The organism is Paracoccus sp. 08 (assembly GCF_024105395.1).
Lineage (GTDB): Bacteria > Pseudomonadota > Alphaproteobacteria > Rhodobacterales > Rhodobacteraceae > Paracoccus > Paracoccus marcusii.
The window spans coordinates 41,758-67,806 of record NZ_WEKR01000018.1; the positions used below are offsets into that span (position 1 = coordinate 41,758).

Below are 26,049 nucleotides of genomic sequence, written 5' to 3' on the forward strand. Positions count from 1 at the left end.
CCCGCCTGCCGGGTCATGGCGGCGCCTTGGCCCGCCGCTGGCTGACGCAGCCGCATCTGCCCGCCAAGGGAAATCTGCTGACCCAGCTGGGCGGTGTGGACGAACTGCTGATCCCCGGGGAACGCGCACCGATGATCCGCGTGCCGAACCCCCTGCCCGCGCTGGTCCATGCCGGGTTGCTGTCCGATGTCGCCTGAGACCCGCGCCCTGCGCCAGACGATAGAGGCTCTGGCCTTCGAACGCATCCTGCGCCCGGCGCAGGGCGGCTGGACAGTGGGCGGCCTGGCCATCCGGGCGCCATATCGCCTGCAGGCCAGCGGCCGTGTCAGGCTGTTGGACGACCCGCGCGATACCACCGGCGGATTGCTAAAACCGGACGACCTGGAACGCGCGCTGGCCAGGGCCGGCCACGATCCCGCGGCGCTGATGACCGCCATGCGGCGCAGCGCGCATTTCCTGCGCGCGGCGGGGCCGGTTCGGAACGACCGCCTGTCGCTGACCGGCCCGGCGCTGGAGGCGAGCCTGATCGAGGGGCATCCCTATCATCCCGGCTTCAAGTCCCGCGCCGGGTTTTCGGACGCCGACAATGCCGCCTTCGGCCCCGAAGGCGGCAGGACCATCGTGCCGGTCTGGTTGTCGGTCGACCACGCAATCGTGACACGCGCAGGTACTGACCCCGCGCAGGGCTGGGCGCCGCCGGGGGCCATCCCGGTCCATCCGTGGCAGTGGCGGCGCCTGCAACGTGACCCGGCGGTGCAGGCGCTGATGGCGCGCGGGGCCTTGAAGGTGCTTCCGGCGGACGGGCCGCGGATGCAGGCCACGGCGTCGCTGCGGACATTGGCCGCCTGCGACGGGGGCGATCACCTGAAGCTGTCGCTTGGCGTGGGGGTGACCTCCTCGGTCCGCGACCTGGTGCCGTGGTCGGTGGCGGTGGCGCCGGCCATCTCGGACTGGCTGGAACGCGTGGTGGCGTCCGATCGGCACCTGGCCGGGCTGACGATCCTGCCGGAACATGGCACGGCCATCGTCGCACGCGACCTGCTGGGCGGCAGGCTGGCCGTGATCCGGCGCAGCCCCCCGCCCCCAGGTGCCATGCCCCTGTCGGCCCTGTCGCTGACCCAGCCGGACGGGCGCGCACTGATCGCGCCCTGGCTGGCCGCGCATGGCACCCAGGCGTGGACCGCGCGGCTGCTGACGATCCTGCAGCCCGTCTGGCGCCTGATGACCCATCACGGGATCGCGCTGGAGGCGCATGGCCAGAACCTGCTGATCACCCATGACGGCGGCTGGCCGACCGGGCTGGTGGCCCGCGATTTCAGCGAAAGCCTGGAGTACCTGCCGGACCGGCTGAGCCTGCCCGCCCCGGACCTTGCGGCCATCGAACCGGCGATGGCGGGGGCACCGGACGGCACCTATCACCGCATGGGCCGGGCCACCGACCTGCGCGATCTGGTTGCCGACTGCCTGGTTACCCACGTGCTGTCGGATCTGGCGGATCTGCTGCACCGCACCGGCCATCTGCCCGAAGCGATCTTCTGGCGGCTGGCCCGCGCCGCCCTGCCCCATGCTCCCAGCCTGTGCACCGACGCCGCAACCGTTCCTGCGGAAAGCCTGGCCGCGGGGCTGCTGGGCCGCACCGAAACCCACCCTGCGCCGAACCCGCTGAAGGAGCCCGCCATGACCCGCCTGTTCCACCTGAACGACACGCTGTTCGATCCGTTCGGCCCGGACGCCCCCGACCTGCTGGCCGGCCGCGACCCCGACCGCACGCGCATCGGACTGTTGATGACTGACCGCGCGGCCTGCCTGACGCAGATCCTGCGCCTGCGGGATGCGGGCGCGTCCTGTCATCCGATCCACCCGGAAACGCCCCCCGATCAGGCGCGCGATCTGGCAAGGCGGGCGGGCTGCGACCTGATGATGACCGATGCGGGTCTGCAGGGGTTGGGACAGGACGCGCCGCATGCGCCGGGTGGGGTGCTGATCCAGACTAGTTCGGGCACCACCGGCGCACCCAAGATCATCGCCCGCAGCTGGGCCGCCATCCAGACCGAGATCGACTCCTATCTGCACGCTTTTCCGCAGGCGGCCGGGATGACGCCGGTGATCGCGGCCCCGATCACCCATTCCTATGGACTGATCGCCGGTGTGCTTGTCGGACAGGCACGGGGACATGCTCCGGTGGTGCTGAACCACGCCAACCCGCGCGCCATCCTGCGCCAGCTGGCCCGGATCCGCGATCCGCTGATCTATGCCGCACCGCCGCTGCTGCATGTGCTGGCGCGGTTGGCCGGGGCGCAGGGGCTGCACGCGGTGATGTCGTCGGGGACGGTGCTGCCGCAGCCGTGGTTTGACGCGATCCGCGGGGCGGCGCGCCACTTGTTCCAGCAGTACGGCTGTTCCGAGGCGGGATGCCTGGCCATCGCCCAGAACCCCGACCGGCCCGAGGACATGGGCCTGCCCCTGCCGCATGTCCGCCTGCAGGCCGGGCGGGACGCACCCGGCCCCGTCTCCGTCCATGCCGCAGGCGCGACGGTGCAGACCGGCGATCTGGGCGTGATCGACGCCCGCGGCCACCTGATCTTTGCCGGGCGGCAGGCAGAGGTGATCGATGTCGCGGGCCTGAACGTCTATCCCGCCCAGATCGAGGCCGCGGCCCTGAGCCTGCCGGGCATCACCGACGCGGTGGCATTCGCCGTCCCGGACCCCGTCGCGCATCAGCGCCCGGCACTTGCCTATTCCGGCGACATCGCCGAGGCGCGGCTGGATGCCCATCTGGCGGCCCTGCTGTCGCCGCGCCAGCGGCCGGTGCGTCTGGTCCGCCTGCCCGCCCTGCCGCGTGGCGCGAACGGCAAGATCGCCCGCCGCGCCCTTGCCGAAACCCTGTCGGAGGCCCCCGCATGACCGACCCCCGCCCCATCCCCGCCCCGCAGGACATGCAGGACCGCATCCGCGCGATCCTGGCCGGTCCGATGGCCTGCCCGCGCATGGCGGCCTTTGGTCCCGAGGCGCGGCTTGGCCATGACCTGGGCCTGGATTCGGTCGCCCTGATGACGCTGATGCTGCATCTGGACGAGGCGGGCATCACCATGGCCGAGGATACGTTCGACCGTGCCCCCGGAATGACCGTGCAGGCGCTGTCGATGGCGCTGGCGGGCGTGACCCCCGCGCCCGATGAACCTGTCGACATCAAGGTCCATTGCGTCGTCAGCTGCCTGTGTCAGGCGCTGAAGGACCGCGACGGGATCGACCACCGCCCGCTGTATCTGGGCCTGTGGGACGGGCAGGTGATCGTCGACGACAGGATGCGCCTGTCCTATCACGCGCCGGGGATCGATCACGGTTTCTATCTGCATTGGGCTGGTCGCCTGTTCGGCCTGCAGGTGACGCGCTGGCATGAGGATGCCGCGCCGGGCGCGCGGAACCTGGGCCGCCTGCACGCGCTGCTGGCCGATTGGCAGCCCGGCCGCTACGTCATGCCGATGGTCGACATGGCACTGCTGCCGCAACGCGACAACAAGTTCGCCCAGGCCAGCTTTCCCCACTATGCCCTGCTGGAGCCCACGGCGGACCCCGACACCTGGCTGATGCGCGACCCGGATTTCCGGTGGGAGGGGCCGCTGCCCGCCCGCGACCTGCGGGCGGCATTCCTGGCACCCACCGTGGCCGGAGGCTTTTCCTTCGACAATGCGGGCGCGCATCCCGCGGACGACGCGACCATCGCCGCGATGCACCACGCGACCTTTGATGCGCAGGCCGTGACGCTGATCGACGCGATCCGCCGCATCGTGCAGGCCCATGTCGCCGACCTGCCGCGCGCCGATCTGGAACCCGCGCTGCGCGAACTGCCGGTCATCGCGATCCGCAAATACGCCTATGAGCACGCGCTGGCGATCTTCGGCGACATCGAGGGCGCCGATCACGATGCGTTCGAGGAATGCTGCGACCGGATCGCGGCGCTGCATGGCGGGCTGAACGCGGCCCATCTGCGCGCGGTGGCCTTTGCCCGCGGCGGTGACGGCGACGATCTGCTGCAGGTGCTGGCCGATCTGGACCGGCTGACCCTGCTGGAACGGGGCATCAAGGCCACCGTGGGCCAGTGGTTCGACCGCTGGCAGGGGGCGCGCGCATGAGGATCAATGCCTGTTCCGTGGCCTTCCGCCACCTGGACGTGACCGCCCGCGACCTGGCCCGCTATGTCGCCCGCGAAGGGTTCGACGGGCTGGAGATCTGGGCCCCGCATGCCCGCACGCTGGCTGTCGAATGGTGTGACCTGCCGCAGCGTCCCCCGGTGCCGATGCTGGCGGGCTATCTGCCCCTGGGCACTCCCGGTTTCAGCCGCGCCGAAGCGGCCGACCTGCTGGACCTGACCCGGCCCTGGGGCGCGCCACGGCTGCGGCTGTTCGCGGGGGGCGTGGGGCGCGATCAGGCGGGGGCGGATCAGCGCCGCGCGATCCTGCGCGACCTGGGCACGACGGCCGACATGGCCCATGACCGCGGCCTGCGCATCGCGGTCGAGACGCATCCGCAGACCCTGGCCGACAGCCTGCCCGCGACCTTGGACCTGCTGGATGCGCTGGACCATCCCGCGATCGGCGTGAACTTCGACGTGCTGCATGTGTGGGAGTCGGGGGCCGACCCCGTATCTGCATTCGCCGCGCTGCGCGAACATGTCGATCACCTGCACCTGAAATCCGTGACCGCGCGCGACCGCCTGTCGGTCTTTCACCCGGACAACGTCCACGATCCGCGCGGCAGCCGTGACGGCATGTGCCCGCTGCTGACGGGTGTCGTCGATTATGCGGCGTTCCTGCGCGCGGTGCCGGCGGGGATGGGTGCGTCGCTGGAATGGTTCGGCCCAAAGCCCGCGGCGACCATGGCGGCCGATCTGCGCGCGTTGCGGCGGGACCTGCTGGACCGCGCGGCGTGAGAGGACGCGGAATCCACCTCCGCCCCCCTTTTCATCCCCGGTCATATCCCTATGCTTGCCGGCAAGAAAAGGTAGGGTGACGTCATGGCGCGATCGGGACTGGATTACGGCGGAATGATGCATCGCGCGATGCAGGGGCTGATCGCCGAGGTGCTGCGCCAGGTCGCCCGCGACGGTTTGCCCGGAGAGCATCATTTCTTCATCACCTTCGACACCCGCGACGATGGTGTCGAGATGGCGGACTGGCTGCGCGAACGCTATCCCGAGGAGATGACCATCGTCATCCAGCACTGGTTCGACAACCTGACGATCCAGCCCGACCATTTCACCATCACGCTGAACTTCGGCAACCAGCCGGAGCCGCTGAAGATCCCGTTCGATGCGCTGCGTACCTTCGTGGACCCCTCCGTCGAATTCGGCCTGCGCTTCGAGACGCAGGACAGCGACGACGACGAGGATGAGGACGCCGAGGCCGACGCCGAATACCAGCTGGACGCCGAGGATGACGGCGACGACACGCCCCCGTCGGGCGGCGCCGATGTCGTGCGCCTGGACCGCTGGCGGAAATAGCGCCATGACCATGCGCGGCCTGTCGGCCTTTCCGATCACGCCGACCGACGCCGCGGGCCACCCCCTGCCCGCCGACCTGCGCCGCCTGATCCTGCGCCTTGCGCGGGCGGGCGTGGACAGCATCGGCGTGCTGGGATCGACGGGCGGCTATGCCTATCTGGAGGCCGACCAGCGCCGGAAGGTTCTGGAGACCGCGCTGGACGCCGCCGGCGGCAGGGTGCCGGTGATCGCGGGCGTGGGCGCGCTGCGCAGTGACACCTCGGCCGCGCTGGCGCGTCATGCGGCAGATGCGGGGGCGACGGGCCTGCTGTTGGCGCCGATGTCCTACACCCCCCTGACCGAGGATGAGGTCTTTGGGCATTTCGAAACCGTCGCAGGGGCGTCGGACCTGCCGATCTGCATCTACAACAATCCATCGACCACGCATTTCACCTTTTCGCCCGCGCTGATCGCCCGGCTGGCGTCGCTGCCGACCGTCACGGCGGTCAAGATGCCGCTGCCCGCGGGCGGGAACTTCGCGGGCCAGATCGCGGCCCTGCGCACCGATCTGCCGCCCGATTTCGCCATCGGCTACAGTGGCGACTGGGGCTGTCCCGACGCGCTTTTGAACCATGCCGACGGCTGGTTCAGCGTGGCGGCGGGCCTGTGGCCCGACCAGACGCTGACCCKGGCCTGCGCCGCCCGTGCGGGCGACCGGCCCGAAACGGCCCGCTGGCAGGCCCGGTTCCAGCCGATGTGGGACCTGTTCCAAGCCCATGGCAGCCTGCGGGTCGTTCATGCCTGCGCCCGGCTGATGGACCTGACCGACGCGCAGCCGCCCCGACCGATCCTGCCCCTGCCCGACGCATTGACCCCGCGCCTGCGCGCGGCAATGCATGCGCTGGACGACTGAAGGGGCTGTTTGCGCCAGCATACCGTTGCATACGAATTGCGCCCGATGGCCCGGACCGCTACAACCCGCCCCGAAACCGTGAGGGAGCGACCCGATGACCAAGACCCGCACCGAAACCGACAGCTTCGGCCCGCTGGAGGTTGACGCCTCGAAATACTGGGGCGCGCAGACGCAGCGTTCGATCATCAACTTCCCGATTGGCTGGGAACGCCAGCCGGTGCCGATCATCCGCGCCCTGGGCGCGATCAAGCTGGCCGCCGCCCGGGTGAACCGCGCCTCGGGCGACCTGCCCGCCGATCTGGCCGATGCGATGGAGCAGGCCGCGACCGAGGTGTTCCAGGGCAAGTTCGACGACAACTTCCCGCTGGTCGTCTGGCAGACCGGGTCCGGCACCCAGTCGAACATGAACGCCAACGAGGTGATCAGCAACCGCGCGATCGAGATCATGGGCGGAGAGATGGGGTCCAAGAAACCCGTCCACCCGAATGACCATTGCAACATGGGCCAGTCGTCGAACGACACCTTCCCGACCGCGATGCATGTGGGCATCGCCATGCTGGCGCGCGACACGCTGCTGCCGGGTCTGGAGAAGCTGGCCGCCGCGCTGGAGGCCAAGTCGGCCGAGTTCAAGGGCATCATCAAGATCGGCCGCACCCACACCCAGGATGCGACGCCGCTGACCCTGGGTCAGGAATTCGGCGGCTATGCCCATCAGGTCCGCAAGGGGATCGAGCGGGTCAAGGCCTGCCTGCCCGACATCTATGAGTTGGCCCAGGGCGGCACGGCCGTCGGCACCGGCCTGAACACCAAGAAGGGCTGGGACACCGCCATCGCCGCGGAAATCGCCAAGATCACCGACCTGCCCTTCGTCACCGCGCCGAACAAGTTCGAGGCGCTGGCCGCCCATGACGCGATGGTCATGTTCTCGGGCGCGCTGAAGACGGTGGCCGGATCGCTGTTCAAGATCGCCAACGACATGCGCCTGCTGGGGTCGGGGCCGCGTTCGGGTCTGGGCGAACTGATCCTGCCCGAGAACGAGCCCGGATCGTCGATCATGCCGGGCAAGGTAAACCCGACCCAGGCCGAGGCGCTGACCATGGTCTGCGCACATGTGATGGGCAACGACGCCGCCGTGGGCTTTGCCGGGTCGCAGGGGCATTTCGAGCTGAACGTCTACAACCCGATGATGTCCTACAACGTGCTGCAATCCATGCAGCTTCTGGGCGATGCGGCGTCCAGCTTCACCGACAACATGGTCGTGGGCACCCAGGCCAACGTAAAGCGCATCGACCAGCTGATGCGCGAATCGCTGATGCTGGTGACGGCGCTGGCGCCCACCATCGGCTATGACAACGCCACCAAGGTCGCCAAGACCGCGCACAGGAACGGCACGACGCTGCGCGAGGAGGCCATCGCCCTGGGCTTCGTCGACGGAGAGACCTTCGACCGCGTCGTCCGCCCCGAGGACATGATCAGCCCCAAGGGCTGACCCTCTTGACCCAAGGCCGGGGGGCGCGCCACAGTGGCGCGCCCTTCGTCGTTTCAGGGACCGCCATGACCCGCATCATCAACCTGCGCCAGGCCCGCAAGGCCCGCGACCGCGACGCCAAGCGTGCCAAGGGCGACGCGAACGCCGCCCTGCACGGAGAGGCCAAGCCGCTGCGCGACGCGCGCCAGGCCGAACGCGACCGCGCGGCCCGCGTGCTGGACGCGCATCGGCGCGACACGTCCGACGAATGATCGACCTGCCCGCCATGACGCCGCCGCTGAAGCGGTCGGTGACCATCGACGGGCACCGCACGTCGGTGTCGCTGGAAGATGCGTTCTGGAAGGCGCTGGCGACCCAGGCCGCGGCGCGCGACCTGACCCGCGCCGCGCTGATCGGACAGATCGACCATGCCCGGCCGCCGCAGATCGGGCTGGCCACGGCCCTGCGCCTTTATGTGCTGTCCACCCTGCAGGCGCAGGATCCCTGACCCGCCCTTCGGTCAGTCAGCCGCCTGGCCCCGCAGGTCGGGCAGGACGTGGTCGCGGAACTGCTCCCGCAGGGTCAGCTTGCTAATCTTGCCGGTCGCCGTCAGGGGCATCTCGTCGACATAGACGACGTCATCGGGCAGCTGCCAGCTGGCCAGATGCGCGCCCAGATGGGACCGCATCTCCTCCAGCCCAGGTCGGGCGGCCCCCTTGGGCTTGATCACCAGCAGCGGGCGTTCATCCCATTTCGGATGGGGCAGCGCGATGACCGCGCATTGCGCCACGTCCGGATGGGCGACTGCCAGGTTCTCGACGTCGATCGAACTGATCCATTCGCCACCCGACTTGATCAGGTCCTTGGCCCGGTCGCGAAGCGTCAGGATGCCGTCGGCGCTGATCGAGGCGATGTCGCCTGTCCCGAACCAGCCGTCGGCGTCGATGGCGCGCGCCGTCGCACCGGCATTGTCGTGATAACCGGCGGCCACGGTGTTGCCGCGCACGAACAGCTCTCCCATGGCCTGGCCGTCATGAGGCTGGCGGGTGCCCGCGTCGTCCACGATCTTCATCTCGACACCGAACACCCGCCGCCCCTGCGCCTGCTTCAGCGCCATGCGCCGGTCGAACGGCAGATCGCGCTGCGCCGGCGTCAGCGACCCCTGGCTGCCCAGCGGAGAGGTCTCGGTCATGCCCCAGGCGTGGTTCACGTCGATGCCCAGACGTTCAAAGCCCTCGGTCAGGCTGCGGGGCATCGCGCTGCCGCCGACGACGATGTGGCGCAGCGCCGCGGGCTTGGCCCCGCGGGACTGGATCTCGGCGAACAGCCCCTGCCAGATGGTGGGCACGCCCCAGGCGCTTTCGACGCCCTCGGCCTGGCACAGGTCCCACAGGCTGGCTCCGTCCAGCGCCGGGCCGGGCATGATCAGGCTGGCCCCGATCAGCGGGGCCGTGAAGGGCAGACCCCAGGCGTTGACGTGAAACAGCGGCACCACCGGCAGGATGCGCGGCTGCGGTCCCAGGTCCGGGCCCAGCACCGCCGCCGTGGCCAGCGCGTGCAGCATGTTAGATCGGTGCGAATACAGGACGCCCTTGGGATCGCCCGTCGTCCCGGACGTATAGCACAGGCCCGATGCGGTCGTTTCCGGAAAATCCGGCCAGACCCGCTCGGTCGGCTGCCCCGCCAGCAGGTCCTCATAGCACAGCGCATCCAACGTCGTCTGCGGCATGTGCACCGCGTCGGTCATGACGACACAGCGCATGGACGGCAGGCGGTCCTGCAGCTTTTCCAGCAGCGGCACGAAGCTCAGGTCAGTGAACAGCAGCCGGTCGCCCGCGTGATGCGCGATGAAGACCATTTGGTCGGCCGACAGCCGCGGGTTGATCGTGTGGCAGACCGCTCCGATGGACGGCACGGCGTGATAGATTTCCAGATGGCGGTGCCCGTTCCAGGCCAGCGTCGCGACCCGGTCGCCAGGCGCCACGCCCAAACCCTCCAGCGCGAAGGACAGCTGGACCGCGCGGGCACGGATCTGGGCCCAGCTCTGTCGGTGCAGGTCTCCCTCGACCCGGCGCGACACGATCCGCGCTTCGGGAAAGCTCTCGGCGGCGAAATCCAGAAGCCCGCTTTGCAGCAGCGAGCGGTGCATCATCAGACCGTCCATGACGTCTCCTCCATCATGGCGCCATGATGACGCGATTGCCGGGCGTTTCAACCCGCCCGGCGCGATGGTGCCGCAGGGTCAGCGGGCACTGACATGGGTCGAGGTCAGGTCCAGCAGCACCGCCCCGTCCGCATCGGTGACCTGCGTGCGCACGGTCGAGATGCGACGCCCGCGCCGCATCCAGGATGCCAGCGCGGTCAGAACCCCGTCGCGGCGGTTGGTCAGCAGCTGGGCGTTCAGCGTGATCGCCACGGGAAAGTTGTCCATGCCCTCCTGCGGCTGCTCTCCGCCCAGGACCAAGTTCGTCGCGACCACGTCCGCGAACCAGACCAGCGCGCCCGCATGGATGGTTCCGAACGGGTTCAGGATGCCCGCGGTCACGGTCATCTCTCCGGTGGCTTCCTGCTCGTTCACGCCGGTGATCTCGAACTCGATCTGTCCGGCAAAGCTGTGATCCGTCATCCCCCAAGTCCCTTCGTTAGAGGCGGGCATCCCGCCTTTTGTCGTTCCCCGGCCCTAGCGGGTCAGCCGCGCGATCAGGGATGAGGTGTCCCACCGGCCGCCGCCCATCGCCTGCACATCCTTGTAGAACTGGTCGACCAGTGCCGTGACCGGCAGCGCCGCACCCAGCTGGTCCCCTGCCTGCAGGCAGATCGCCAGATCCTTCCGCATCCAGTCGACGGCGAACCCGTGTTCGAATTCGCCGCGATGCATGGTCGCATGACGGTTGACCATCTGCCAACTGCCGGCCGCACCCTGACTGATCACCTCGACGACATCGGCCACGTCCAGCCCCGCCTTCTGCGCGAATGCCAGCGATTCCGACAGCGCCTGAACCAACCCCGCGATCGCGATCTGGTTGCACATCTTGGTCATCTGTCCCGCGCCCACATCGCCCATCCGGCGACAGATCTTGGCATAGGCATCGATGACCGGCGCGGCGCGATCGAAATCCGCGACCGTGCCCCCGCACATGATCGACAGCTGGCCGTTTTCGGCCCCCGCCTGACCGCCGGATACGGGTGCATCGACATAGCCGATGCCCGCCTCTGCCGCCGCCTGCGCGAGCTCCTCCGTCACCTTGGCCGAGACCGTGGTGTGATCGACGAAGACCGCACCCTGCGCCATGCCCGCGAATGCCCCGTCGGGCCCCAGGCATACCTGGCGCAGGTCGTTGTCATTGCCCACGCAGCACATCACCAGATCCGCGCCCTGCGCCGCCTCGCGCGGGGTCGCGGCGGAGGCGCCGCCGTGCCGGCCGACCCAGGCCTCGGCCTTGGCCGGGCTGCGGTTGAACACCGTCACCTGATGTCCCGCCGCGGCCAGATGCCCGGCCATCGGAAAGCCCATCACGCCCAGTCCCAGAAACGCCGTCTTGGCCATGCAAATCTCCCTCGGGTCGCTGCCCGTCGCGCGGGGGTGCGTTGAAATGCCCGCGCGCCTGTCCTATGCAACACACCACCATCCATGCGCGGCAGGGTCAACCCGTGCCGCGCCCCCGGCCAAGGACCTGCCCGCACATGCTGACCTTGTTTCGCTGGCTTCTGCGGCTGACCATCGCGCTGATCGTCCTGGCGGTTCTGTCCGCCGTGCTGGTCTGGTATTTTGCCGTGCGGTCCCTGCCCGACTATACCGCCAGCTATCCGGTGACGGGCATCACCGCCCCGGTCGAGATCGTGCGCTCGACCGAGAATGTGCCGCACATCTTCGGCAAGACCGACGCGGACGTGTTCTTTGCCCTGGGCCTGGCCCATGCGCAGGACCGGCTGTTCCAGATGACCCTGCTGCGCCGCGCGGCGCAGGGCCGGCTGGCCGAGGTCCATGGCCCTCGCGCCCTGCCCGCCGACGACCTGATCCGCAGGCTGGGCCTGCAGCGCGCGGCTCAGGCTTCGCTGGAGGTGCAGGACGACGACACCCTTGCGGCGCTGCAGGCCTATGCCGACGGGGTGAACCAGTGGATCCGCATCGTCAACGACGGTGCGATGGGGCGCGGCGCGCCCGAATTCTTCCTGTTCCCGGATGTCATCACCTTCTGGCAGCCCGCCGATTCGCTGGCGATCCTGAAGCTGATGGCGGCGGCCGGCACCGATTCCGCGGGAGAAGAAATCCTGCGCGCCCGGCTGGCCCTGGCCTGGCCCGAACGCGGCATGCAGATCGTCGACCGGGCCGGCATACCTGCCGCCCTGCCCGACTATGCGGGGCTGTTTCCCGGTGCCCGCCTTGGTGCGCCCGAACGGCGCCTGGACCCGCAGGCGGATTACGACCCGCTTGGCTTCCTGCGCCCCGAACAGGCGCTTGGCGGCAATGCCTTCGGCGCCGAGGCGCAGCGGACGGCCGCGGGGGCCGCGCTGCTGGCCAACGACCTGCATGCCGGGCTGACGGTCCCGTCGCTGTACTATTTGGCACGGTTGGAGCTGGAAGGCGGCGGGGTGATCGGGGCCACGGTGCCCGGCATGCCGCTGGTCCTGTCCGGGCGCAATCCGACGCTGTCCTGGGCGCTTACGCCTCTGGACCTGGACGTGGCCGACATCGCCATAGAGGAGGTCCAGCCTGGCAACACCGACCGCTATCGCGGCACGCAGGGCTGGACGGAGTTCCGGACCCGGACCGAGGTGATCCGCGTGCTGGACGCGCCCCCCCAAACCATCACCCTGCGGGAGACGCAGAACGGCCCCGTCGTCCCGGGCCTGGACCCGGGGCTGCGCGACGTGACGCCCATCGGGCATGTCCCGTCGCTGCGCTGGACGGGGCTGTCGCAGCGCGACCGCACGATGTCCGCGCTGATGGCGCTGATGCGGGCCGGCGACGCCGATCAGGCGACCCGCGCCCTGGCCGACGTGGTCGCCCCGGCGCTGGACGTGACCTTGGCGCAGGGAGAGACGGTCACCCGGCTGGCCGCAGGTGCGGCACCCCAGCGGGCCGACGACCATCCGACCAAGGGCGCGTTGCCCTCGCCCGGCTGGCTGACCGAAACCGCATGGCAGGGCACCGTGTCGCTGGCGACCCAGGCGCGTCGCCCGCAGGACGGCCTTGCCCTCGCGACGGAGGAGCCGGAGGCCGACGGGCTGCGTCATGACCGGCTGTCCGGGCTGCTGGGCGGGCGCGAGGTACATTCCCGCGACAGCTTTATCGCCGCACAGCTGGACGTCGTTAGCCCTGCGGCCCGCGCCCTGCTGCCGCTGGTGGGGGCGAACCTGTGGTTCACTGGCGATCCGGCGGCGCCCGGCACCCCGGAACGCCAGCGTCAGGACGCCCTGACCCTGCTGGCCGAATGGGACGGCGCCATGAACGAGCACCTGCCTGAACCCCTGATCTATGCCGCCTGGATGGGCGCGCTGCAGGACCGCTTGGTCCGGGACGAGCTGGGGCCGCTGGCCGACGACCTGATCCGCCTGCAACCGCATTTCATCGACGCGGTGTTCCGCGATCGCGACGGTGCCGCCGCCTGGTGCGACGTGGTCCAAAGCGCCGCGACCGAGGATTGCGCGACCATTGCCCGCCAGTCGCTGGACCGCGCCATCCTGGACCTGACCGCCGAATACGGTCCCGACGTGACCAGCTGGCGGTGGGGCGACGCGCATCAGGCGCGTCACGTGCATCCGGGCCTGGGCGCGCTGCCCGCGCTTGGCTGGATCATGAACATCACCCAGTCGATCTCAGGCGGAGAGTTCACCGTGGCCCGCACCGGCATGATCGGCACCGGCGACGACCCCTATCAGGCGATCGGCGGGGCCGGCTATCGCAGCGTGATCGACCTGGCGGACCCGGACAGTTCGGTGTTCATCACCTCGACCGGACAGTCGGGTCATCCGCTGTCGCGCCATTACGACGACCTGGCTGGCCTGTGGCGGCGGGGCGAATACATCGGCATGTCATTGGACCCCGACCTGGCCCGCGCCGCGGCCGCGGGCATCACCACGCTGACACCGGCCGACTGACGAGAAAAGGGGGCGAAACCGCCCCCCCTTCATTCCCGTGTTCCAACCGTAATCAGAAGTGGATGGCGCGCCCGTATGCGTCCAGCACGGATTCGTGCATCATTTCCGACAGGGTGGGATGTGGGAAGACCGTCTCCATCAGGTCCTGTTCGGTCGTCTCAAGCTGGCGCCCGATGACATAGCCCTGGATCAGTTCGGTCACCTCGGCGCCGACCATGTGCGCCCCCAGCAGCTCGCCCGTCTTGGCGTCGAAGATGGTCTTGATCATGCCTTCCGGTTCCCCAAGCGCGATGGCCTTGCCGTTGCCGACGAAGGGGAAGCGGCCGACCTTGATGTCCAGCCCCTGCTCCTTGGCCTTGGCCTCGGTCAGGCCCACCGATGCGACCTGGGGGTGGCAATAGGTGCAGCCCGCGATGCTGCCCGGCTTGATCGCATGGGGGTGCTTGCCCGCGATCAGCTCGGCCACCATCACGCCCTCATGGCTGGCCTTGTGCGCCAGCCAAGGTGCGCCGGCCAGATCGCCGATGGCATAGACGCCCTCGACCCCGGTGCGGCAGTATTCGTCCGTGATGACATGGGTGCGATCGACCTTGATCCCGGCCTCCTCCAGGCCCAGCCCCTCGGTGTTGCCGACGATGCCCACGGCGGAAATCACCGTGTCGAACTCCTGCGTCTCGACCTTGCCGCCGACCTCGATATGGGCGGTGACGGTCGAGCCCTTGCGGTCCAGCTTCTTGACCGCAGCCTTTTCCATGATCGTCATGCCCTGCTTGACGAACTGCTTCTTCGCAAAGGCGCTGATCTCGGCATCCTCGACGGGCAAGACGCGGTCCATGACCTCGACCACGGTGGTCTTGGCGCCCAGCGTGTTGAAGAAGCTGGCGAATTCGATGCCGATGGCGCCCGATCCGATGACCAGCAGCTTCTTCGGCATATGCGGCGGGACCAGCGCGTGCTTGTAGTTCCAGACCAGCTTGCCGTCCGGCTCCAGCCCAGGCAGCTCGCGCGCCCGCGCGCCGGTGGCCAGCACGATGGATTTCGCGGTCACCTCCTCGGTGCCCTTGTCAGTCTTGACGGTGACCTTCCCCTTGCCGGCCAGCTTGGCCTCACCCATGATCACCGTCACCTTGTTCTTCTTGAACAGGTGGCCGATGCCGCCGGACAGCTGCTTGGCAACGCCGCGCGACCGCTTCACGACCGCGTCCAGGTCATAGCCCAGCCCCTCGGCCTTCAGCCCGAATTCCTTGGCCCGGTGCATCAGGTGATAGACCTCTGCGGAGCGCAGCATGGCCTTGGTCGGGATGCAGCCCCAGTTCAGGCAGATGCCGCCCAGATGCTCGCGTTCGATGCAGGCCACCTTCAGGCCCAGCTGCGCGCCCCGGATCGCGGCCACATAGCCGCCCGGCCCTGCGCCGATCACCACCAAGTCGAAATTCTGGGCCATCGGGTCCCCCGCTGATGAATTATAGTTCAGCGTTAAACCATTTGCCCCAAGGCGGCAAGCGGGCGGTCAGGTCGCAGGCTGGGGCGACGGGTCGTCCGACTGCGCCTCCTCCAGCACCGCGTCGACCGCCAGGGGGGTCGCATTGGGCGTGATGACAGCAAAGCTGCCCTGTTCGTCCGGGGTCAGGGCACGACGCTGAGTGGTGCGCCATCCCGCATAGGCCGTCAGCAGCGCCAGCAGGACGCCCATGTAGACCCAGTACCCGTCGGGCCCGATGATACCCATCATCCAGCCGGTGATGATCGGCCCGCCCATGCTGCCGATGCCATAGATGAACAGAAGACCCGCCGATGCCGACGCCATGTCGGACTGATCCAGATAGTCGTTTGTATAGGCCAAGAGCAGCGCATAGACCGGGTTCGCGACCCCGCCCATGATAGCCCCAGCGATGACCAGGCCAAGGGTTCCGGGCTGTGCCGCGACGGTCACCAGACCGCACAGCCCGCCGATGGCGGACATGCCCAGGACCAGCTTGCGCCGGTCATAGCGGTCCGAAATCCAGCCGATCGGATATTGCAGGACCAGGCCCCCCGCATAGATCGCGGCCACGAACAGGCTGATCTGCGCCACCGACAGCCCGATCTGGGCGCCCCAGACCGACGACATGCCCGACAGGACCGAGAACACGCCCCCGATCAGGAAGATCCCCACGCAGCCCAGCGGCGATGCCTTGTACAGCTTTGCAAAGGACATCCGCTTGATCGTCTGGAACTGCGGCGCGGGCTGGGCCGACAGCAGGATCGGCGTGAAGGCCAGCGACACCAGCACCGACGGGATGATGAACAACAGATAGCCCGCCGGGCTGCTGACGTTCAGCAGGGCCTGCGCGATCACGATGCCCAGCAACTGCACGATCATGTAGAGCGACAGCGCCTGGCCGCGGTTCTCGTTCGTGGAGCCGGCGTTCAGCCAGCTTTCCGCCGTGACATAGACTCCGCAGAAGCAGAACCCGATCAGGAACCGAAGGACCGTCCAGCTGATCCAGTGGGGCTCGACCGCGAACAGGACCAGCACGGCGCTGATCAGCGACCCCAGGGCGGCAAAGACGCGGACATGGCCGACGTTCTTGATCAGGTCCGGCACGGTCAGGCTGCCCAGCAGGAACCCGCCGTAATAGCTGGCCATGACGATGGACATCTGGAAGGTCGGGATGCCCTCGATCCCGCCGCGGATGCCCAGCAGGGTGCCCTGCATGCCGTTGCCGACCATCAGCAGAAGGATGCCAAGCAGCAGCGGCCATGTGGTGCGCAACACCGAAATCATCGCGGGTCTCGTCTTGTTCAGGGGCGTGGGGGCGGAATGCCCGACCTATGCCCGACGGGGCCCCGATGCCAGCAGGAAACCGACCTCAGGGGATCAGCAGCGACGCGTCGCCATAGCTGAAGAAACGATAGCCCCGTTCGACCGCATGTCCATAGATTTCCCGGATTTTCTCGGACCCCATCAGGGCCGAAACCAGCATCAGCAGCGTGGATTTGGGCAGGTGAAAGTTCGTCATCAGCCCGTCGGTCACCCGGAATTGATAACCGGGATAGATGAAGATGTCGGTCGTGCCCCGGAACGGCGCGATCCGCCCGACCCGGGGGGCGGCCGATTCGATCAGGCGCAGGGCGGTGGTGCCCACCGGGATCACCCGGCGGCCCTCCGCCTTGGCACGGTTGATCGCCTCGGCGGCCTCGGGGGACACCTCTCCCCATTCGGCGTGCATCCGGTGGGTGGTGACGTCGTCGACCTTGACCGGAAGGAACGTCCCCGCCCCCACGTGCAGGGTCACATGCACGAACTGGACGCCCTGCGCCGCCAGCGTCTCCAGCAGGGGGGCGTCGAAATGCAGGCTGGCCGTGGGGGCCGCGACCGCGCCCTGCCGCGCGGCCCAGACCGTCTGATAGTCGTCGCGGTCCTGGTCGTCCGGCGCCCGCAGCGCCGCGATATAGGGCGGCAAGGGCATCGCCCCCACCTGTTGCAGCGCCGCATCGAACGCATCACCCGTGGCGTCGAACACCAAGCGCAGGCCGGTCGCGGTCATCTCGGCCACGGTGGCGGACAGGGTGTCGCCGAACCGGATTACCTCGCCCACGCGCAGCTTGCGCAGCGGCTTGGCCAGCGCCTGCCAGCCTTCGGCGGCGGGTTCCAGCAGCGTGACCTCGATCCGCGCCACGGCCTCGCCCTGCGGGGTCTGGCGGGCGCGGGTGCCGGTCAGGCGGGCGGGAATGACCTTGGTGTCGTTCAGCACCAGCAGGTCGCCGGGGCGCAGGATCTGCGGCAGATCGCCCACATGGCGATCGGTGATGGCCCCGCCTTCCGCCAGCAGCAGACGTGCGGAACTGCGCGGCTTGGCGGGCCGCGTGGCGATCAGGTCGGCGGGCAGGTCGAAATCGAAATCGGACAGCTTCATGGCACGGGGTTTTGCGGCCCGCCCGCGCCCGCGTCAAGCAGCCGTGATGCCAAAGCGAAAACGTCGGACTTTACAAGCCCGACAGAATTGGTAAGTCTCCGCCCGACAGGAGCCCGCCATGATCGTCTGCCACTGCGCCATGATCTCGGATCACGACATCCGCGCCGCCATCGACTGGATGCGCGCGGCGGATGCCCAGACCATCATCACGCCGGGCAAGATCTATCACGCCCTGGGCAAGCGCGCCGATTGCGGGGGCTGCATGCCGCTGTTTCTGGACACCATGCGCGCGTGCGATAAGCTGGGCGTCGCACCGCCGATTTTGCGGGCCAGAACCGACAGCAAGAAGGATGCCACCCATGAAGGGCGACGCCAAGGTCATCGAGTATCTCAACGCCGCACTGCGCTCTGAGCTGACGGCGGTCAGCCAGTACTGGCTGCATTATCGTCTGCAGGAGGATTGGGGCTTCGGCAAGATCGCGGCCAAGTCGCGCGCCGAATCCATCGAGGAGATGAACCACGCCGACAAGCTGATCCAGCGGATCATCTTTCTGGAGGGTCATCCCAACCTGCAGCGTCTGGACCCGTTGCGAATCGGACAGACCCTGCGCGAGACGCTGGACAGCGATCTGGCTGCAGAACATGACGCGCGCACGCTGTACATCGAGGCGCGCGACCATTGTGATGCCGTTGGCGACTATCCCAGCAAGATGCTGTTCGAGGAGCTGATCCAGGACGAGGAAGGCCATATCGACTTCCTAGAGACGCAGATCCACCTATTCGAGACGATCGGCGCCCAGAACTATGGCCAGCTGAACGCCAAGTCCGCTGACGAGGCCGAATAGGCCCTCAGCCCAGCCAGTCGCGGGCGATGGCGGGCAGCTGGTCGAAATGCGCCAGCAGAACCTCGGGCGCCAGGCGAGAGATCGCCTCGCCCTCGGGACCGAAGCTGACCAGTGCGACGCGCACCCCGGCAGCCGCGGCCGTCTTGCGGTCGGTCTCGGTATCGCCCACCAGGAAGGACTGCGCGACGGTGCCGCCCGCGCCCTCGACGGCGGCCTGATAGGGGCGCGGGTCGGGCTTGCGCACCGGCAGCGTGTCCGCGCCGATCATGGCGCCGAACCGGTCGCGGATGCCCAGTTCGCGCAGCAGCGTCTCGGCCAGGGCCTCGGGCTTGTTGGTGCAGACGGCCAGGCGGTGCCCGTCGGCGGCCAGACGGTCCAGCGCCGCCTCGACCCCCGGATACAGCTGCGTGTGCACGGCGATCGCCGCACCGTAATGGGACAGCAGGCTGTCGAAATCCTCATCCTCGGCACCGGGGGGCAGCAGCGTGTCGCTCGACATCCGGCCATAGCCCGCCCGCAGCATCGCCCGTCCGCCATGAAACGCGATCAGCGCATCCGCGACCGGGTCCAGCAGGTCGCCCAGGCCCCGCGCGCGAAAGCACGCATTCGCCGCCGCGACCAGATCGCCCGACGTATCCGCCAGCGTTCCGTCCAGATCGAAGACCACCGTACCCGCCATGCGCCATCCCCCGTGGAAATGTTCGGAAAACAAAGGTGACCGCGCCGGGCCTTTCCAGCGCGTCCCGCCCCGATTAGAACGCCATGAAGAAAAAGCAAACAGGCGATGGGGGCGGTGATGTCGGAAGCTGGATTGGCGGTCGTGGTTCTGGCGGCGGGACAGGGCAGCCGGATGCAATCGGACCTGCCCAAGGTCCTGCACCGTCTTGGCGGGGTGCCGCTGGTCGGGCATGCGCTGCGCGCGGCGCGCAACCTGCAGCCCGAACAGATCGTGGTCGTGACGGGCCACGGCGCGGACGCCGTCGCCCGGGCGGTGGCCAAGCTGGACCCCGAGGCCGCGACCGTGCTGCAGGCCGAACAGCTGGGCACCGGGCACGCCGTGCGCCAGGCACTGCCCAGCCTGGAAGGATTTGAGGGACGGGTGATCATCCTTTATGGTGACACCCCCTTCATCGCCCAGGACACGCTGGACGAACTGGCAGCCCACCCCGCCGATCTGGTCGTTCTGGGCTTCGAGGCGGACGATCCCGGCCGCTATGGGCGGCTGGTCGTCACCGACCGCGGGCTGGAGCGTATCGTCGAGTACAAGGACGCCGACGCCGCGACCCGCGAGATCGTGCTGTGCAATTCCGGCGTCATGGCGCTGCAGGCCGATCTGTTGCGCCGCCTGATCATGGGCCTGGGCAACGACAATGCCGCGGGCGAGTACTATCTGACCGACCTGGTGGCCCTGGCCCGCGCCGAGGGGCGCCGCGCCGACGTCGTGATCTGCGACGAGGCCGAGACGCTTGGCATCAATACCCGCGCCGAACTGGCAGCAGCCGAGGCCGCCTTCCAGGCCCGTGCCCGTGCGGCCCTGATGGAAGACGGGGTGACCCTGACCGATCCGGCCAGCGTCTTTTTGGCGCTGGACACGGTTATCGGGCGCGACGCCGTGATCGGGCCGAACGTCGTCTTCGGCCCCGGCGTGACGGTGGAATCGGGCGCCGAGATCCTGCCCTTTTGCCATCTGGAGGGTTGTCATGTCAGTGAAGGGGCCACCGTCGGACCCTTTGCCCGTCTGCGCCCCGGCGCCGAATTGGGCACGGATGTCCATGTCGGCAACTTCGTCGAGATCAAGAACGCCGTCCTGGACGAGGGCGTCAAGGTCGGCCATCTGACCTATCTGGGCGACGCCCATGTGGGCGAGCACACGAATATTGGCGCTGGCACCATCACCTGCAATTACGACGGCGTCTCCAAGCATCGGACCACGATCGGCCCGCGCGCCTTCATCGGCAGCGACACGATGCTGGTGGCCCCCGTCCATGTCGGCGCGGACGCCATGACCGGATCGGGCAGCACCATCACCGAGGACATCCCGGACGGCGCCCTGGCCATTGGCCGGGCCCGCCAGGTCACGAAACCGGGCCTGGCGACCCGCCTGATGGCGGCGCTGCGGCTGAAGAAGGAGGCGCGCTGATGTGCGGCATCATCGGAATCCTGGGCAACCACGAGGTGTCCCCGCAGCTGGTCGATGCGCTGAAGCGGCTGGAATACCGCGGCTATGACAGCGCCGGCGTGGCGACCGTGGACGCGACCGGACAGCTGTCGCGCCGGCGCGCGGTGGGCAAGCTGGTCAACCTGTCGGACCTGCTGGTCCATCGGCCGCTGACGGGGCATGCGGGTATCGGACACACGCGATGGGCCACCCATGGCGCCGCGACCGAGGTCAACGCCCATCCTCATCAGTCCGGCCCCGTCGCCGTCGTCCATAACGGCATCATCGAGAACTTTCGCGAACTGCGCGCCGAACTGGCCGATCGGGGCATCATGCCAGAATCGCAGACGGACACCGAAACCGTCGCGCTCCTGACCGCGCATCACCTGGATCAGGGCCTGTCGCCGGTGGAGGCCGCCCGTGCCACGCTGGCCCGCCTGCAGGGGGCCTTTGCGCTGGCCTTCCTGTTCCAGGATCAGCCCGACCTGCTGATCGCGGCCCGCAAGGGCAGCCCGCTGGCCGTGGGCCATGGCGACAAGGAGATGTATCTTGGTTCGGACGCGGTGGCGTTGGCGCCCTTCACGGACCGCATCACCTATCTGGAGGATGGCGACCACGCCGTTCTGACACGCGCGGGCGTGCAGATCTGGGACGCGGAGGGCCACCAGGTCCACCGCGCCACCGCCCGCATCGATGTCGGCGCGACCGTCATCGACCGTGCCGGGCACCGTCACTTCATGGCCAAGGAAATCGCCGAACAGCCGGTGGTGATCGGCGACGTGCTGAACCATTACGTCAAGGGCGACCGCATCGTCCTGCCGGACGGCCTGGATTTCGCGGACCTGGACCGGGTGACCCTGGTCGGCTGCGGCACCGCGCATCTGGCGGGGCATGTGGCGAAATACTGGTTCGAACAGCTGGCGGGCCTGCCCTGCGACATCGATGTCGCCTCCGAATTCCGCTATCGCGAACCGCCCTTGTCGGATCGCAGCCTGTTCATCGCCGTCAGCCAGTCCGGAGAGACGGCGGATACGCTGGCCGCCCTGCATTATGCCCGCGGCAAGGTCGCGCGGACCGTGGGGCTGGTGAACGTGGGCACGTCGGCCATCGCGCGCGACGCCGACATGGCGTTGCCAACCCTGGCGGGGATCGAGGTCAGCGTGGCATCGTCCAAGGCCTTCACCTGCCAGCTGGCCGTGCTGGCCGTGCTGACGCTGAAGGCGGCGCATGACCGTGGTCGGCTCGACGATGCCGCCCTGACGGCCCATCTGCGCGACCTGCGCGCCATCCCCGCGCTGCTGGCGCAGGCGCTGGCCCTGTCGGACGACTGCCGGATGCAGGCCGACTGGCTGGCGCAGGCCCGCGACGTCCTTTATCTGGGCCGGGGCGCATTGTACCCCGTCGCGCTGGAAGGCGCGCTCAAGCTCAAGGAGCTAAGTTATATCCACGCCGAGGGCTATGCCTCCGGAGAGCTGAAGCACGGCCCCATCGCGCTGATCGACGGCGACGTGCCGGTGGTGGTGCTGGCGCCGCATGACGCGCTGTTCGACAAGACCATCTCGAACATGCAGGAGGTGATGGCCCGTCACGGCCAGGTCCTGCTGATTTCGGACGCGGCGGGGATTGCGGCGGCGGGCGACGGCATCACCGCCAGCCTGGCCCTGCCCACCGGCGGCGGAGTGTTCCAGCCGATTCTCTATGCCGTGCCGATGCAGTACCTTGCCTATCACACGGCGGTCGCCAAGGGCACCGATGTCGATCAGCCCCGCAACCTGGCAAAATCCGTCACCGTGGAATGAAAAAGGCCCGCTTCGGCGGGCCTTTCCTTACAGACGGCGAAAGGTCACGTAATGGGGCGGACGCCCCTCGCGCAGGGCCTTCTGCTCGTAACGGGTGCTGATCCAGTCGTCCCATGCGACAGCGGTGTCGTCGAGCGTCTCGAACCCGGCGGGCGGTACCTCCTCGCGGGTCTGACGGATATAGTCCGGGATGTCGCTGGCGACGCGAAAGATCCCGCCGGGGCGCATCACGCGGGCCAGGGGGCGCAGGTGTTCGGGCGTCACGAACCGCCGCCGATGGTGGCGCGCCTTGGGCCAGGGATCCGGATACATCAGGAAGGCGCGCTCGACGCTGGCATCGGGCAGCACATCCATCAGGTCGCGCGCATCGCCCGGGTGGACGCTGACATTCGTCACGCCCGCCGCCCGGATCTTGCCCAGCAGCATCGCGACGCCGTTGATAAACGGCTCGCATCCGATGATGTTGATGTCGGGATAGGTGGCGGCCATGTGGACCATGTGCTCGCCACCGCCAAAGCCCACCTCAAGCCAGACGGGACGGTCGTTGCCGAAGATCGCGGCAGGATCGACCGGGGTGCGTTCCGGGTTGTCCTGCAGGGTGATGCCGCGGGGCCGCAGCTCGCCCAGGTCCTCGGACAGATAACCCTTCTGGCTCTGCCGCAGGGTCTTGCCGTGCCGCCGTCCATAGAAGTTGCGGCGGGGCGGGTTCGGATCAAAGCCGGATTCGGATGTGTCGCTCATGACGCCGGGCATTGCCGCAAGCGCGGTGCGGTTTCAAGCCCCCTGTGCGGCTTTGCGTCCCGCGGTGGCCGGGGGGCTTCGCACCCCCCTGACCCCCTGCGGGATGATCAAGCCTTCGCCTCCGCTCCGTGGGACATCGGGGGGTCCGGGGGGCTGGCCCCCCGGCCCGTCGCGGGACGCAAGCCTGGTTCCGGTCAGTCGGCCATCAGGCGGCTGATGCTGACGGTGACCTCGGGCTTCTTGCCGATCTCCTCCATCGCGACCTGGCGGGTGATCTTGCGGATCGCCTCGTCCATCTTGCCGTCGTCGCGCACGGTGCGGGCGTCGGCACGCTCCAGGAACTCGGACAGCTCGGCCTCGATCTGGCGGGCCAGCTCGCCGCCCGAACGGGTCCGCTCGGACAGGCCCATCAGTTCGACCCAGGCATCGGGCAGGACATTGTCGTCCTCGTCCACGATCACGCTGACCATCGCGTGCCCGTTCAGCGCCATGCGGATGCGGTCGCGCACGACCCCGTCCATCGCGCCGATCAGCAGGTTGCCGTCCAGATAGAGACGCCCCGTTTCGACTTGATCGCAGACCTTGGGGCGATCGCCCGTCAGGTCCAGCATCGTGCCGTTGGTCACGATCTCGGCGGTCATGCCCTTGGCACGGGCCAGCATCACGTGCTCGCGCAGGTGCAGGTGCTCGCCATGCATGGGGATCACGACCTTGGGCCGCAGCAGGTCGTGCATCGCCTCGATGTCGGGCCGGTTCGCGTGACCCGAGACGTGGTAGAGCCCGTCATCGGCGTCCCAGACCTCGACGCCCGCCTCGCTCAAAGCATTCATGATGCGGCCGACCGACTTCTCGTTGCCGGGAATGGTCTTGGAGCTGAAGAGGAAGCTGTCCCCCTCCTTCAGTGACAGGCCCAGATAGCGGCCACGAGACAGCTGCGCGCTGGCGGCGCGACGCTCTCCCTGGCTGCCGGTGACCAGCAGCAGGACCTTGTTGCGCGGCAGCTTGGCGGCCTCCTCGGGCCCGATCGTCTCGGGGAAATCCTTAAGGATGCCGCTGTCGAAACCCACGCTGACCATGCGCCGCATCGCGCGGCCCAACAGGCAAACCTTGCGCCCCGAAGCGCGGGCCGCATCGGCCAGCGTTTTCAGACGCGCGATATTGCTGGCAAAGGTGGTGGCCACAACCATGTTCTGCTGCGCCATGACCCATTCCAGGATCGGGGTCGCCAGAACCGCCTCGGACCGGCCGGGATGGGTCGAGAAGATGTTCGTGCTGTCGCAGGCCAGGACCTTGACGCCCTTGCCCTCGGCGGCGATCTGCGACAGGCCGACCGGATCGAAGGCGTCGCCCACGACCGGGGTCACGTCCATCTTGAAGTCGCCCGTATGCACGACCCGACCCGCAGGCGTGTCGATGATCAGCGCGCTGCTTTCCGGGATCGAATGGCTGATCGGCACGAACTGCACGCCGAAGGGGCCGACATTGGTCACGGCGGGGCGCGCCTCGGTGATGTTGACCACCTCGGTCGGCAGGCCGTGCTCTTCCATCTTCAGGCGCACCAGCGTCCCGGTGAAGCGGCGCGCATAGATCGGCACGTCCAGCCGCTTCCACAGATGCGCGATGGCGCCGATATGGTCCTCGTGGCCGTGGGTGACGAAGATCGCCTCCAGCCGGTGGCGATTCTTCTCCAGCCAGGTCAGGTCGGGCATGATCAGGTCGATCCCCGGGCTGCCCTCCATGTCGCCGAAGGTTACGCCCAGGTCCACCAGGATCAGCCGCTCCTTGCCGGGCAGGCCGTATCCATAGACATAGGCGTTCATGCCAATTTCGCCCGCTCCGCCGAGCGGCAGATAGATCAGGCGTTCAGCCATTTCCCATCTCCTTGTTAAAGTCGTGAATGAGCCGAAGCCCGTGCATCGTCAAATCGTCTTCAATCGCATCGAACAGGTCGAACCCCTGATCGAACAATGGCGCAAGCCCGCCAGTGGCTATCACTTTCATGGGTCGGTCGCGCTCGGCGCGGATCTTGTCCACGATACCGTCGACCAGCCCCACATATCCCCAGAACACGCCTGACTGGATACATGCAACCGTATTCGTGCCGATCACCGTCGCGGGCATCGTCACATCGACATGCGGCAGGGACGCCGCCCCCATGTGCAGCGCCTCCAGCGACAGGTTCACACCCGGCGCGATGACGCCCCCAATATAGGCGCCGTCGATGTCGACCACGTCGAATGTGGTGGCCGTGCCGAAATCGACCACGATCAGGTCCGGACCGTGCCGGTCATAGGCGCCGACCGTGTTCACCAGCCGGTCGGGCCCCACGGTCGTCCCCGCATCGACCCGCGGCGGCACCGGCAGCAGGCAGTCGGGCTTGCCCACCACCAGGGGCCGCGTGTCGAAATAGCGGTTGCACAGCACCCGCAGATTGAAGACCACCCGCGGCGCCGTGGCGCTGATGATGCAGGCGTCGATCTGCAGCTCGAACCGCTGCACCGCGATCAGCGKGGACAGCCAGACATAGTATTCGTCCGCCGTCCGCCGATGATCCGTGCGGATCCGCCAATGGGACAGGAACCGCGTTCCGTCCCAGATCGAGAAGACGGTGTTCGTGTTGCCGGTATCGATGCACAGCAGCATGG

At 68.3% G+C, this 26,049-nt stretch carries 24 protein-coding genes; 14 read left to right on the forward strand and 10 right to left on the reverse strand.

The genetic code is table 11. The features are described 5' to 3' along the window. The 9 genes from GBO37_RS08275 to GBO37_RS08315 all read left to right on the forward strand — a co-directional run. A partial coding sequence (locus tag GBO37_RS08275; RefSeq protein ID WP_252928348.1) for a hypothetical protein occupies positions 1–197 on the forward strand: 197 nt, incomplete at its 5' end. Next, positions 187–2,904 carry an IucA/IucC family protein gene (locus GBO37_RS08280; RefSeq protein WP_252928350.1) on the forward strand — a complete coding sequence of 906 codons (2,718 nt, stop codon included), beginning with the start codon at positions 187–189 and terminating at the stop codon, positions 2,902–2,904. The genes GBO37_RS08275 and GBO37_RS08280, both read left to right, overlap by 11 nt. After that, the gene (locus tag GBO37_RS08285; protein WP_252928352.1) at positions 2,901–4,133 is read left to right on the forward strand and encodes a DUF6005 family protein; all 1,233 of its coding nucleotides are present in this window, start codon (positions 2,901–2,903) and stop codon (positions 4,131–4,133) included. The genes GBO37_RS08280 and GBO37_RS08285 overlap by 4 nt, the downstream gene beginning before the upstream one ends. After that, complete coding sequence (locus GBO37_RS08290) at positions 4,130–4,930, forward strand: sugar phosphate isomerase/epimerase (protein WP_252928353.1); 801 nt, start codon at positions 4,130–4,132, stop codon at positions 4,928–4,930. Before GBO37_RS08285 ends, GBO37_RS08290 begins: the two co-directional genes overlap by 4 nt. A gap of 84 nt (positions 4,931–5,014) precedes the next feature. Beyond that, a complete protein-coding gene (locus GBO37_RS08295) occupies positions 5,015–5,500 on the forward strand; it encodes an SspB family protein (RefSeq protein ID WP_045998839.1) in 486 nt (161 codons plus the stop codon). 4 nt (positions 5,501–5,504) lie between these two features. Then, entirely contained in the window at positions 5,505–6,392 is an 888-nt protein-coding gene (locus GBO37_RS08300) for a dihydrodipicolinate synthase family protein (protein ID WP_252928354.1), read from the forward strand. A 94-nt stretch (positions 6,393–6,486) separates the two neighbouring features. Beyond that, a complete protein-coding gene (gene fumC, locus GBO37_RS08305; protein WP_252928355.1) occupies positions 6,487–7,881 on the forward strand; it encodes a class II fumarate hydratase in 1,395 nt (464 codons plus the stop codon). Between the two features lie 65 nt (positions 7,882–7,946). Next, positions 7,947–8,132: a DUF4169 family protein gene (locus GBO37_RS08310; protein ID WP_252928356.1), complete on the forward strand. Its 186-nt coding sequence runs from the start codon at positions 7,947–7,949 to the stop codon at positions 8,130–8,132. After that, positions 8,129–8,368: a ribbon-helix-helix domain-containing protein gene (locus tag GBO37_RS08315; RefSeq protein WP_084693622.1), complete on the forward strand. Its 240-nt coding sequence runs from the start codon at positions 8,129–8,131 to the stop codon at positions 8,366–8,368. Before GBO37_RS08310 ends, GBO37_RS08315 begins: the two co-directional genes overlap by 4 nt. Positions 8,369–8,380: 12 nt before the next feature. Here the strand turns inward: GBO37_RS08315 and GBO37_RS08320 are convergent, their stop codons facing one another. From GBO37_RS08320 to GBO37_RS08330, 3 genes are all read right to left on the reverse strand, one after another. Further along, entirely contained in the window at positions 8,381–10,024 is a 1,644-nt protein-coding gene (locus tag GBO37_RS08320; protein WP_252928357.1) for a long-chain fatty acid--CoA ligase, read from the reverse strand. A 78-nt stretch (positions 10,025–10,102) separates the two neighbouring features. After that, positions 10,103–10,486 carry a PaaI family thioesterase gene (locus GBO37_RS08325; RefSeq protein WP_252928358.1) on the reverse strand — a complete coding sequence of 128 codons (384 nt, stop codon included), beginning with the start codon at positions 10,484–10,486 and terminating at the stop codon, positions 10,103–10,105. Between the two features lie 54 nt (positions 10,487–10,540). Beyond that, positions 10,541–11,407, reverse strand: coding sequence for an NAD(P)-dependent oxidoreductase (locus GBO37_RS08330; protein ID WP_252928359.1), 867 nt, complete (start codon positions 11,405–11,407; stop codon positions 10,541–10,543). Positions 11,408–11,544: 137 nt separating this feature from the next. Here GBO37_RS08330 and GBO37_RS08335 point away from each other — a divergent pair, with 137 nt between their 5' ends. After that, the gene (locus tag GBO37_RS08335; RefSeq protein ID WP_252928360.1) at positions 11,545–13,962 is read left to right on the forward strand and encodes a penicillin acylase family protein; all 2,418 of its coding nucleotides are present in this window, start codon (positions 11,545–11,547) and stop codon (positions 13,960–13,962) included. A gap of 52 nt (positions 13,963–14,014) precedes the next feature. Here GBO37_RS08335 and lpdA read toward each other — a convergent pair whose 3' ends face one another. The 3 genes from lpdA to queA all read right to left on the reverse strand — a co-directional run bounded on the left by lpdA (position 14,015) and on the right by queA (position 17,861). Further along, positions 14,015–15,406, reverse strand: coding sequence for a dihydrolipoyl dehydrogenase (lpdA, locus tag GBO37_RS08340; RefSeq protein ID WP_045998831.1), 1,392 nt, complete (start codon positions 15,404–15,406; stop codon positions 14,015–14,017). A gap of 66 nt (positions 15,407–15,472) precedes the next feature. Beyond that, positions 15,473–16,729 carry an MFS transporter gene (locus GBO37_RS08345; protein WP_045998830.1) on the reverse strand — a complete coding sequence of 419 codons (1,257 nt, stop codon included), beginning with the start codon at positions 16,727–16,729 and terminating at the stop codon, positions 15,473–15,475. Positions 16,730–16,814: 85 nt separating this feature from the next. Further along, the gene (queA, locus tag GBO37_RS08350; protein ID WP_127898864.1) at positions 16,815–17,861 is read right to left on the reverse strand and encodes a tRNA preQ1(34) S-adenosylmethionine ribosyltransferase-isomerase QueA; all 1,047 of its coding nucleotides are present in this window, start codon (positions 17,859–17,861) and stop codon (positions 16,815–16,817) included. Between the two features lie 118 nt (positions 17,862–17,979). On the opposite strand from queA, the gene GBO37_RS08355 reads away from it, so the two are divergent. Both GBO37_RS08355 and bfr read left to right on the forward strand, forming a co-directional pair. Then, a complete protein-coding gene (locus GBO37_RS08355) occupies positions 17,980–18,273 on the forward strand; it encodes a bacterioferritin-associated ferredoxin (protein ID WP_127898865.1) in 294 nt (97 codons plus the stop codon). Further along, complete coding sequence (gene bfr / locus GBO37_RS08360) at positions 18,221–18,706, forward strand: bacterioferritin (protein ID WP_127898866.1); 486 nt, start codon at positions 18,221–18,223, stop codon at positions 18,704–18,706. Before GBO37_RS08355 ends, bfr begins: the two co-directional genes overlap by 53 nt. A gap of 4 nt (positions 18,707–18,710) precedes the next feature. Here the strand turns inward: bfr and GBO37_RS08365 are convergent, their stop codons facing one another. Continuing rightward, on the reverse strand, positions 18,711–19,385 hold the full coding sequence (locus tag GBO37_RS08365; RefSeq protein ID WP_252928362.1) for an HAD-IA family hydrolase: 675 nt from the start codon (positions 19,383–19,385) through the stop codon (positions 18,711–18,713). A 117-nt stretch (positions 19,386–19,502) separates the two neighbouring features. On the opposite strand from GBO37_RS08365, the gene glmU reads away from it, so the two are divergent. Beyond that, positions 19,503–20,846 (forward strand): bifunctional UDP-N-acetylglucosamine diphosphorylase/glucosamine-1-phosphate N-acetyltransferase GlmU, encoded by a 1,344-nt coding sequence (glmU, locus tag GBO37_RS08370; RefSeq protein WP_252928364.1) that lies wholly within the window; start codon positions 19,503–19,505, stop codon positions 20,844–20,846. Continuing rightward, positions 20,846–22,663: a glutamine--fructose-6-phosphate transaminase (isomerizing) gene (gene glmS, locus GBO37_RS08375; protein ID WP_252928366.1), complete on the forward strand. Its 1,818-nt coding sequence runs from the start codon at positions 20,846–20,848 to the stop codon at positions 22,661–22,663. The genes glmU and glmS overlap by 1 nt, the downstream gene beginning before the upstream one ends. Positions 22,664–22,690: 27 nt before the next feature. Here glmS and trmB read toward each other — a convergent pair whose 3' ends face one another. The 3 genes from trmB to GBO37_RS08390 all read right to left on the reverse strand — a co-directional run bounded on the left by trmB (position 22,691) and on the right by GBO37_RS08390 (position 26,047). Beyond that, positions 22,691–23,404, reverse strand: coding sequence for a tRNA (guanosine(46)-N7)-methyltransferase TrmB (gene trmB / locus GBO37_RS08380; RefSeq protein ID WP_148912088.1), 714 nt, complete (start codon positions 23,402–23,404; stop codon positions 22,691–22,693). A 194-nt stretch (positions 23,405–23,598) separates the two neighbouring features. Continuing rightward, positions 23,599–25,275, reverse strand: coding sequence for a ribonuclease J (locus tag GBO37_RS08385; RefSeq protein ID WP_252928368.1), 1,677 nt, complete (start codon positions 25,273–25,275; stop codon positions 23,599–23,601). Continuing rightward, positions 25,268–26,047, reverse strand: coding sequence for a type III pantothenate kinase (locus GBO37_RS08390; RefSeq protein WP_252928370.1), 780 nt, complete (start codon positions 26,045–26,047; stop codon positions 25,268–25,270). The genes GBO37_RS08385 and GBO37_RS08390 overlap by 8 nt, the downstream gene beginning before the upstream one ends. Positions 26,048–26,049: the final 2 nt, after the last annotated feature.